Origin of the sequence: Streptomyces sp. (assembly GCF_031181705.1) — a bacterium.
Lineage (GTDB): Bacteria > Actinomycetota > Actinomycetes > Streptomycetales > Streptomycetaceae > Streptomyces.
The window spans coordinates 1-8,188 of sequence record NZ_JAPSKN010000092.1; the positions used below are offsets into that span (position 1 = coordinate 1).

Annotated in this window: 8 protein-coding genes and 2 pseudogenes; 6 read left to right on the forward strand and 4 right to left on the reverse strand. The window is 73.7% G+C overall.

Annotation, left to right across the window (positions count from 1 at the left end):
• Positions 1-137 precede the first annotated feature (137 nt).
• Entirely contained in the window at positions 138-797 is a 660-nt protein-coding gene (locus RIN80_RS18110) for a hypothetical protein (RefSeq protein WP_309096640.1), read from the forward strand.
• On the opposite strand, the gene RIN80_RS18115 is transcribed toward RIN80_RS18110, so the two are convergent.
• Positions 798-1,121 carry a hypothetical protein gene (locus tag RIN80_RS18115; protein ID WP_309096641.1) on the reverse strand — a complete coding sequence of 108 codons (324 nt, stop codon included), beginning with the start codon at positions 1,119-1,121 and terminating at the stop codon, positions 798-800.
• A gap of 140 nt (positions 1,122-1,261) precedes the next feature.
• Here RIN80_RS18115 and RIN80_RS18120 point away from each other — a divergent pair, with 140 nt between their 5' ends.
• Positions 1,262-2,116 carry a fructosamine kinase family protein gene (locus tag RIN80_RS18120; protein WP_309096642.1) on the forward strand — a complete coding sequence of 285 codons (855 nt, stop codon included), beginning with the start codon at positions 1,262-1,264 and terminating at the stop codon, positions 2,114-2,116.
• A gap of 4 nt (positions 2,117-2,120) precedes the next feature.
• Here the strand turns inward: RIN80_RS18120 and RIN80_RS18125 are convergent, their stop codons facing one another.
• Both RIN80_RS18125 and RIN80_RS18130 read right to left on the reverse strand, forming a co-directional pair.
• The gene (locus RIN80_RS18125; protein WP_309096643.1) at positions 2,121-3,779 is read right to left on the reverse strand and encodes a catalase; all 1,659 of its coding nucleotides are present in this window, start codon (positions 3,777-3,779) and stop codon (positions 2,121-2,123) included.
• Between the two features lie 409 nt (positions 3,780-4,188).
• On the reverse strand, positions 4,189-5,553 hold the full coding sequence (locus RIN80_RS18130; protein WP_309096644.1) for a hypothetical protein: 1,365 nt from the start codon (positions 5,551-5,553) through the stop codon (positions 4,189-4,191).
• A gap of 126 nt (positions 5,554-5,679) precedes the next feature.
• Here RIN80_RS18130 and RIN80_RS18135 point away from each other — a divergent pair.
• The 3 genes and pseudogenes from RIN80_RS18135 to RIN80_RS18145 form a co-directional block, all read left to right on the forward strand.
• Positions 5,680-5,790, forward strand: a pseudogene (locus RIN80_RS18135) (agmatine deiminase family protein); the annotation flags it as partial.
• Positions 5,791-5,915: 125 nt separating this feature from the next.
• Positions 5,916-6,128: a hypothetical protein gene (locus RIN80_RS18140; RefSeq protein ID WP_309096660.1), complete on the forward strand. Its 213-nt coding sequence runs from the start codon at positions 5,916-5,918 to the stop codon at positions 6,126-6,128.
• Between the two features lie 82 nt (positions 6,129-6,210).
• A complete protein-coding gene (locus tag RIN80_RS18145) occupies positions 6,211-6,672 on the forward strand; it encodes a hypothetical protein (protein WP_309096645.1) in 462 nt (153 codons plus the stop codon).
• Between the two features lie 64 nt (positions 6,673-6,736).
• On the opposite strand, the gene RIN80_RS18150 is transcribed toward RIN80_RS18145, so the two are convergent.
• On the reverse strand, positions 6,737-6,973 hold the full coding sequence (locus RIN80_RS18150) for a hypothetical protein (RefSeq protein ID WP_309096646.1): 237 nt from the start codon (positions 6,971-6,973) through the stop codon (positions 6,737-6,739).
• A gap of 617 nt (positions 6,974-7,590) precedes the next feature.
• Here RIN80_RS18150 and RIN80_RS18155 point away from each other — a divergent pair.
• A pseudogene (locus RIN80_RS18155) lies at positions 7,591-8,188 on the forward strand (cytochrome P450); the annotation flags it as partial.

Here is an 8,188-nt window from a genome sequence, read left to right on the forward strand (position 1 = left end):
CCGCCCCCGCTCCGGTCCCCTCTCGCGCCGACCGCCGGAACCGTTTCGCGGACGGGCCGGGCGGGCACCCGGCCCGGGTGTCGCGTCGAGGATCCGGACGGGCCGGACCGGCCCGGGCCGCGAGGGTCCGGTCGCCGGTGCGCACCCTGCGCTTCGACGGCTGGATCGCGGGGATCGGCACGGCGTCCGGCACCCGTGCCGTGCTCGGGCACTGGCCCGCGTCGCCGTTCGGCCCGTTCAGCGACCTGATGGTCGAGGAGGCCGACGGGCACCGTCTGCTGCTGGCGCCGTCGCGGGAGACGGCGGACTTCGTCTCCGGCATCTACGTCTTCGACGAGGTACGGGTCGTACCGGTCCGGGTGCGGATCACCGGCCGCCACTGGGCGGTCTCCGCCCCACCGCTCGACCTGCGGTTCAGCACCGGACCGAGGACTCTGCCCGGTCTCGCGCTGCGGGCCGTGCCCGGCCGGCTCGCCACCAGCCCGCAGTGGCTCGCGCTGTGGGACCGTCCCGCCCGGCTGCTGCTCGGCGCCGGCACGCACGGCAGTGTCCGGTCCGGCCGGCACCAGTGGTACGGCGCCCGCGACCTGCACCCGGTCATCTCGGCCACGGTCACGCGCGAGGGCCGTGGCCTCGGCCCCCTCGCCCCGGTCGATCCCCCCGTGCGGTTCGGGTCCGGCTCGACCCCTCGCCGTCCCTGCCTCGTCCGCGTCACCACCCACGTGGCCCTCGCGGAGGGCCGCACCACCGGCGCACGGCCGTTGCCGTTCGGACGCAGCACGGGACGCGGCGGCTGATCACCAGAAGCGGCTGCTGAGGGCGGGCTGGTGCGCCAGCTGCACGGCGTCGCGCAGCCGCAGGGCGACGCTGATGGTCGCGCGCAGCGCGGAGGGGCGTACGGTCTGGGCCGTCTCGGTGGCCAGCACGAGCAGGCAGGCCGCCGCCTGCTCCACCACGGACAGCGGCAGGGTGAAGTCGCTCTCGGCGGCCGCGCGGAACGCCTTCAGGGGCGCGGCGGCCCCGTCGATGGCCCGGTGCGCGGCCTTCTCCAGGTGCTCCGCGGCCTCCTCGCACACCGGGGCGGGCAGGGCGATGGTGCGCTGGAACGGTGATGTCGTCATGACCCGACTGCTCCCCCGGCGGCGGCCGGTTCTGTCGACGCGGGACGGGATTTCACCGTCCCGCGTGACGCCGGGGCCGGGCGCCGGGCACGTGGCCGTAGCCTGGGGGCGATCGTGCGCGGCGTGGAGAGGGAGACCGTATGACCGCCCGTCCGGATGTCGTGGCCCGGCTCACCGGGCGGTCGGTCCGCGGGGAGAAGCCCTTGTCCGGAGCGCTCACCGAGGTCACGCTCGACGACGGGCGGGTCGTGGTGGTCAAGCGGTCCGATGGGCCGGCGGCGGCGCGGGCCGAGGCGGCCGGGCTGCGGTGGCTGGCCGCGGCCGGGACCGTGCGGGTGCCGGTCGTCCACGGCGACGAGGGGACCTGGCTGGTCATCGACCGGGTTCCGCGGGGGCGCCCGAGCCGGGAGGCCGCGGTGCGGTTCGGGCGGGACCTGGCCGGACTGCACGCGGCCGGGGCGTCCGCGTTCGGGGCGCCGCCGCCGGGCGGGCCGGCGGACGCGTACATCGGGCTCGCCCCGATGCGCAACGAACCCGGCACCGACTGGCCGGGCTGGTACGCCGGGCAGCGCGTCCTGCCGTATCTGCGGCGGGCGGTCGACCTCGGCACCGTGCGGCCGGGAGAGGCGACCGTCGTGGAGCGACTGTGCGAGCGCCTGCCGGAACTGGCCGGGCCTCCCGAGCCGCCCGCCCGGCTGCACGGCGACCTGTGGAACGGCAACGTGCTGTGGGCGGCGGACGGGGACGTCCGGCTCATCGACCCGGCCGCGCACGGCGGGCACCGCGAGACCGACCTGGCGATGCTGCGCCTGTTCGGCTGCCCCCATCTGGAGGCGGTGCTGGACGGCTACCAGGAGGTGGCGCCGCTCGCCGACGGCTGGACCGAACGCGTCGGCGTGCACCAGCTGTTCCCGCTGCTGGTGCACGCCGTGCTGTTCGGCCGGAGCTACGCCGAGCAGGCCCTCTCCGTGGCCCGCTCGGCCGTGACGCGCTGACCGGTCAACGCGTCACCACATGCCGCTCGTCGGGGACGCAGTGGGTCATGGTGAGGCCCTCCACGTCGCGCGGCGGGTTCTTGCCCAGCTTGGTCAGGCGCTCCCGGTCCTCGTCCGTCAGGTCCTGGCTCGCCAGCGGTTCCAGGCCGGTCACGTCGTCGGGGCCGATGCCGAGCCCTTCACCGACCCTGAGGCCGAGGTCGTTCTCGACGAGCAGGAAGTGCCAGACCATGCGCTCCTGGATGGCCCGGTCGCACTGGGACAGCTGACCGATGAAGTTCTTCACCAGGTCGTCGCGCTCCCAGTCCTCCATCAGCAGGTAGCGCTGACCGGCCTGGAGGTAGTCGTTGGTGCGCGGGATGCGCTTGCGGGTGAGCCGGCCGGTGATCTCCGGGCCCTGCTCGTCGAGGGTTGGGTACTGGGCCTCGCGCAGGCCACCCCGGATCGACGGCTCGTAGTTGACCTGCGGGTTCTCCCCGCCACCGTCCTGGTGGTACGCCATCTGGCCGTCGCGCTGGTTGGTGCGCACCTCGGCGTTCTTGGCCTGGTTGACGGGGAGCTGGAGGTAGTTCGGGCCGACCCGGTAGCGCTGGGTGTCGCTGTAGGAGAAGGTCCGGCCGACGAGCATCTTGTCGTCGGAGAAGTCCAGGCCGTCGACGAGGACGCCGGTGCCGAAGGAGATCTGCTCGTTCTCGGCGAAGAAGTTCTCCGGCATGCGGTCGAGCACCATCCGGCCCACCGGCTTCGGCGGGAACTCCTGCTCGGGCCAGGTCTTGGTGTCGTCCAGCGGGTCGAAGTCCAGCTCGGGGTGGTCGTGGTCGTCCATCATCTGGACGAGCAGCTCCCACTCGGGGTAATCACCGCGGGCGACCGCCTCGTACAGGTCCTTCGTGGCGTGGCCCAGGGTGTCGGCCTGGACGTTGGCCGCGTCCTCCTCGGTCATGCTGCGCACGCCCTGCTTGGGCATCCAGTGGTACTTGACCAGCTTGGTCTCGCCCTCGGCGTTGACCCACTTGTAGGTGTTGACGCCGAAGCCCTGCATGTGGCGGTAGTCGGCGGGGATACCGCGCGGGCTGAACAGGTTGACCAGCATGTGCATGGACTCCGGCGTCTGCGACATGAAGTCGAAGATCCGGTTCGGCTGCTGCTCGAAGGTCACCGGGTCCGGCTTGAGGGAGTGGATGACGTCCGGGAACTTGATCGCGTCGCGGATGAAGAAGACGCCGAGGTTGTTGCCGACCAGGTCCCAGTTGCCGTCCTCGGTGTAGAACTTCACGGCGAAACCACGCGGGTCGCGGGCGGCCTCGGAGGAGTCCCGGCCGCCGATGACGGTGGAGAAGCGGACCGCCACGTCGGTGCGTTTGCCGCGCTCCTGGAACAGCTTGGCCCGGGTGTAGCGGCTGATCGGCTCGTCACCCCAGGTGCCGTAGGCCTCGAAGTGGCCGTAGGCGGTGACGCCGCGGGCGTGCACGACGCGCTCGGGGATGCGTTCCCGGTCGAAGTGGCTGATCTTCTCCAGGAACTGGTAGTTCTCCAGCGTGGCCGGGCCACGGGCGCCGACCGTGCGCTGGTTCTGGTTGTCGTGGACCGGATGGCCCTGGCGGTTGGTGAGGACCTTGCGGTCGTCGCCCGGAGCGGGACCGGTACCGGATACGTCCGTCATAAGCAGGAGCTCCTTCGGCTCGGGGCCGGCGGCCGACCGGGTCGGCGCCGCGAGCGACCGCCCGGCCGGTCATGGCGGAACGCCCGGGTACCCGGTGGGAGGGGATCACTCACGCGAGCCGGGCCGAGTCCTCGTTCGGGGCCGGAAAGGAATGCGCGAACCCGCGAGCGGGATCCAGGACCTTAATCGCGCTCCCCTGGTACGGCGCGCCGGACGCGCCGAGGGCCAGGCGCTCGCAGAGCGTGCGACGAGGGCCGTCTGTGCCGGGAGAACGGCACCCGCCGACGCAGAAACAGACGCCGCCCTTGCCGCCGGCTCCCCCGGACCACCCACACTCGGTGCCGGAGCGGTGAGCCCGGCCGCACCACCCCGCCGGACCCAGCGCCGACGGACGCGCGGCCCCCTCCCCTCATGGACGCCCTTCCTCCACGAAGGACCTGATCTCGTCCAGGAGGACACGATGGCGCTCCCCGTAAGCCGACACCGCCGCGTACACCGCGTCGACGGCCGCCCGCAGCGGGTCGGGCTCGCCGGCCGCCGGCACCGCGGGCAGCGCCAGGTGCGGCTGGGACATGCGCAGGGACGGGTCCGGTGGACCGAGGGCGACGGTCAGGGCGTACGGGGCGGCACCCGGGGCCGGCGGGCGGCTCGGCAGCGGGGCGGGCTCCCGGTCCGGCCCGTGGGCCGGCGGATCGGCCGGTGGAAGGGCGAAGGCGCGGGCCGGGCCGACCACGACCGCTTCCGCCCGCTGGGGACACGGCACCGCTTCCGCCCGCTGGGGACACGGCGCGGGATCGTCCGGACACGCGGACGGCCGCTCGAAGGGCGGCCGCCTTGGCGGGACGGCCCTGCCGACGGTCCGGTCCGGGACACGGGGGTCGCGGGCCAGGGCCTCCCACATGCGGGCGTCGTCGTCGAAGGGCGGGGGCAGCGGCCGGCCTTCCGCCAGGGCCGTCAGCCCGTCGGCGACCCAGTCGAGACCGGTCAGACCCGCCGCCTCGCACGCCCGGCGCGCCGCGAGCAGCGCCACCGCGCGCTGGGCGGCGGGCCCCGCCGTGTCGAGGGCCAGGACGAGGGCGGGGTCGAAGTCGCGCAGGCCGCCGACGTTGCCGCCGACCTCACGCAGGGCCGGGCTCGGCGTGTGCCCGCCCCACTGCCACCGTTCCAGGGCGAGCCGCCGTTCCCGTTCCGCCGTCTCCCGGGCGTGCCGCGCCCGGCGTTCGGCCTCGGCGCGTTCGGCCGGGGTGGGCGGGGGCGGCTGTCGGCGGGCGACGGAGTGCCAGTAGGCGGCGAGGTCCGAGGTCTGCCTCAGGAGGCGGTCCGGCTCGGGCGGCGCGGGCCAGAACTGGAGGAGGTAGCGGTCCGGTTGCGGCTCCTCCTCCAGCCGTGTGTCCTGCCGGTGCGCCCGGTCCATGCCCTGGGCGCAGTACCGCACCCGGTAATCGGTCTCCGCCAGGTCGAGCGGCCAGGTGGCCTCCCCCGCCCACTCCACCAGCGAACTGTCCGGCGAGACGGGCCGGAAGGACACCTCCACCACGTCCTCCCAGGCCGCGTCCAGCGGCGGTGCCTGGTCGTGGACCTCGACGGTGAAGCCGACGTCCCCGGTGTGCAGCCCGGTGTGCAGCCACAACGCGCCCGGGACCGCCGCCCCGCACAGCCCCGTGGACTGGCCGGCGAACGCCTCCCCGAGACCGGGCCCGAAGCCGTCCGGGTCGCTCTCGACGTGGATCTGGCCGTAGTGCACGAAGACTTCCCCCTCGACCGGCCTGCGCACGATCGGCTCCTCCCAAGCTCGTGGACGCCATGTGACGACTCCTCGACTGCGGCATCGTGGCATCCGCCACTGACAATCGGGTCGCGAGCACGGGGAGGACAGGGCGTGCGGCACGTCTACTGGATCCGCGCGGCCTGGGCCTCGGTCGCCCGCGCCGTGCGCCGCTTCGAGCCGGTGACGGTGGTGTGCGCGCCCAGGCAGGCCGCCGAGGCCGCCGCGCTGCTCGGACCGGGCGTCGCATGCCGCGCGAGCCGTGTGTCCTCGTCGAGGGGTTCCGGCTGCTGCCGCACCTCGTGGAACCACTGCTTCCGGCGCCGGGGCACGCGGCCTGGCTGCTTCCGGCGCCCGGCTTCCGCCGGGCCGTGTTCCGGAGCCGGGCGGCGGCCGGCGGGAGCTTCACGCAGCGGACCGGCGATCCGCGGCGGGCGGAGGGCGACCTCGCCGCGCGGGACGCTCTGTTCACGCTGCGGCTGCGCGTAGAGACGGCGCGGATAGGGCTGCCCTCCCTCACCGTCGACGGCACGCTGACGGAGGACGGGCCCACCGAGCGGGTCGCCGGCATGTTCGGGGTGTGATCCCGTACAACCCCCGCCGGGGGTGGGGTGTCTTCTCCTCCGTGGGGACAAACCCCTTCAACTCGTTCCAACGGGGGAACACATGAGCCTGACCCGCAAGCCGACCCGCCGCGGTGCGACCGCGGCCCTCACCGTCACGATGGCGGCCGCGCTGGGCGCCGCCGGCGCCGGCGCGTCGAGCGCCGGCACCACCGCGCCGCAGACCGCGCCGCAGACCCGGCAGATCGCCTCGTCCACCCTCGGGTCCGACTACAGGATCACGCTCACCGCGCTGCGTTCCACGGAGGACGAGTACGCCGCCTCCGTGCGGCTGCAGGTCTTCACGCAGTCCGGCGGCGCGTGGAAGGAGTCGGACCGCGTGACCGTGGGCGACGTCGACGGCTGGTTCTGGTACCCGCTCACCGGCAAGGGCGCCGTCTGCGAGTTCTCCACCGCGAGCACCGAACCCGCCCCGGTGACGGTGAGTCTGCTGCTCACGCCGTCCGTGGGCTGCTCCGACCCGGCGCACTACACGGTGCGGGAAGGCAGGGTGTACGCCGGCTGAGCCGCCCCGGCACGCGGAGCGGCCCGGACCCACCGGGGTCCGGGCCGCTCGCGCAAGGGTGGACTCAGCCCTCACTGAGGCGCGCGCGCAGGAGCTTCTTGCCCAGCTCGGCGCCCTTGCGGCTGTCCGCCTGCGCCTTGCGGAACAGATCCGCGACCTCGGTGTCCTTGGCGCGCTCCGCGTCCTGGATGTAGCCCTCCAGACGCAGGGCGTTGCTCAGGCACGCCTCGACGTACCAGATCAGGTTGTAGTCCTTGTCCTGCGTACCGGTGGCGCCACCGGTCTCCGTCTCGCTGGTCATTCGGGCCTCCTTCTCTGTGGAGCGGACCTCTTCAGGCGCCGGACGGGTACCCGGCCTCCGGCAGGACACACAGCCCGTAGTCACCACGTGGGGTGGTTTTCCGGTCACGAACGGCCGGGCAGACCCGGGCGCACCGCCAACTCCCCTCCCCCGTACGGCAAATCCCAACAGTTGCCACAGATGCGAACAGTCACCGATCACTTTCACAGAGAAGTGGCGCTCCACCGTGCGAGACCGGTCGATGACGGTGTGTACTGTGCTGCGGGTGGTGCGCCAGAGCACCACGGGCACCGCCCTGCCCGGCCCCCTACTGGAATCGACTCGATGATCGACATACCGGACCTGGCCGTGGGCGGTCTCGCCCTCGGCACACTGTCCGCGTTCGCCCTCGGCGGCGGGCTGCTGCGCACACGGCGGCAACTGGCCCGGCAGCGGACGAAGACGGCCGCACTGCGGGCGCAACTCGACGGAACCTCGCGGGTGTTCGCGGCGGAGGTGGAGCATCTGGCGGCGCGGCGCGTGCCGGCCGTCGCCCGGCAGGCCGCCCATCCGCACGTCACCGTGCCCGGCCCGCTGAACCCGCGACTGACCGGCTCGCCCCTGGGGCAGGCGCTGGAGCGGAGCTGCTGGACGCGCTCGACGCGGCCGGCGACGAGGCCGTGGATCTCAGGGAGCGGTTCGCCCACCCGCTGCCGATGCGGATCGTCTGCGAACTGTTCGGCGTGCCCGGCACGTTACGGGAGGACACGGTCCGGCTCGTCTCGGCCATCATGGACACCTCCGACCCGACCCCTGAGCACGCGGCGTCCGTGCAGCGGCAGATCGGCACGGTGCTGCCCGCGCTGATCGGGCACAAGACCGCGCACCCCGGCGACGACATGACGACCGAGCTGATCCGGGTCCGCGACGAGGACGGCGACCGGCTCAGCGAGGAGGAACTGCTCCACACACTGCTGCTGGTGATCGGGGCCGGTTTCGAGACCACCGTGAACCTGATCGGCAACGCCGTCGTCGCCCTGCTGCGCCGCCCCGAGCAACTGGCGGCCGTGCGGGCCGGGCGGATCGGCTGGGACGCCGTCGTGGACGAGACGCTGCGCGCCCACCCGTCCATCGCCTCGCTGCCACTGCGGTTCGCGGTCGGCGACCTCACCGTCGGCGACGTGCGGATCCCGGCCGGGGACGCCATCATCACCACGTACGCCGCCGCGGGGCTCG

Bases quoted from the DNA above. Each gene is read 5' to 3' on its own strand.
- RIN80_RS18150 (WP_309096646.1), bottom strand. From the start codon at position 6,973: ATGACCAGCGAGACGGAGACCGGTGGCGCCACCGGTACGCAGGACAAG.
- RIN80_RS18145 (WP_309096645.1), top strand. From the start codon at position 6,211: ATGAGCCTGACCCGCAAGCCGACCCGCCGCGGTGCGACCGCGGCCCTC.
- RIN80_RS18120 (WP_309096642.1), top strand. From the start codon at position 1,262: ATGACCGCCCGTCCGGATGTCGTGGCCCGGCTCACCGGGCGGTCGGTC.
- RIN80_RS18115 (WP_309096641.1), bottom strand. From the start codon at position 1,121: ATGACGACATCACCGTTCCAGCGCACCATCGCCCTGCCCGCCCCGGTG.
- RIN80_RS18125 (WP_309096643.1), bottom strand. From the start codon at position 3,779: ATGACGGACGTATCCGGTACCGGTCCCGCTCCGGGCGACGACCGCAAG.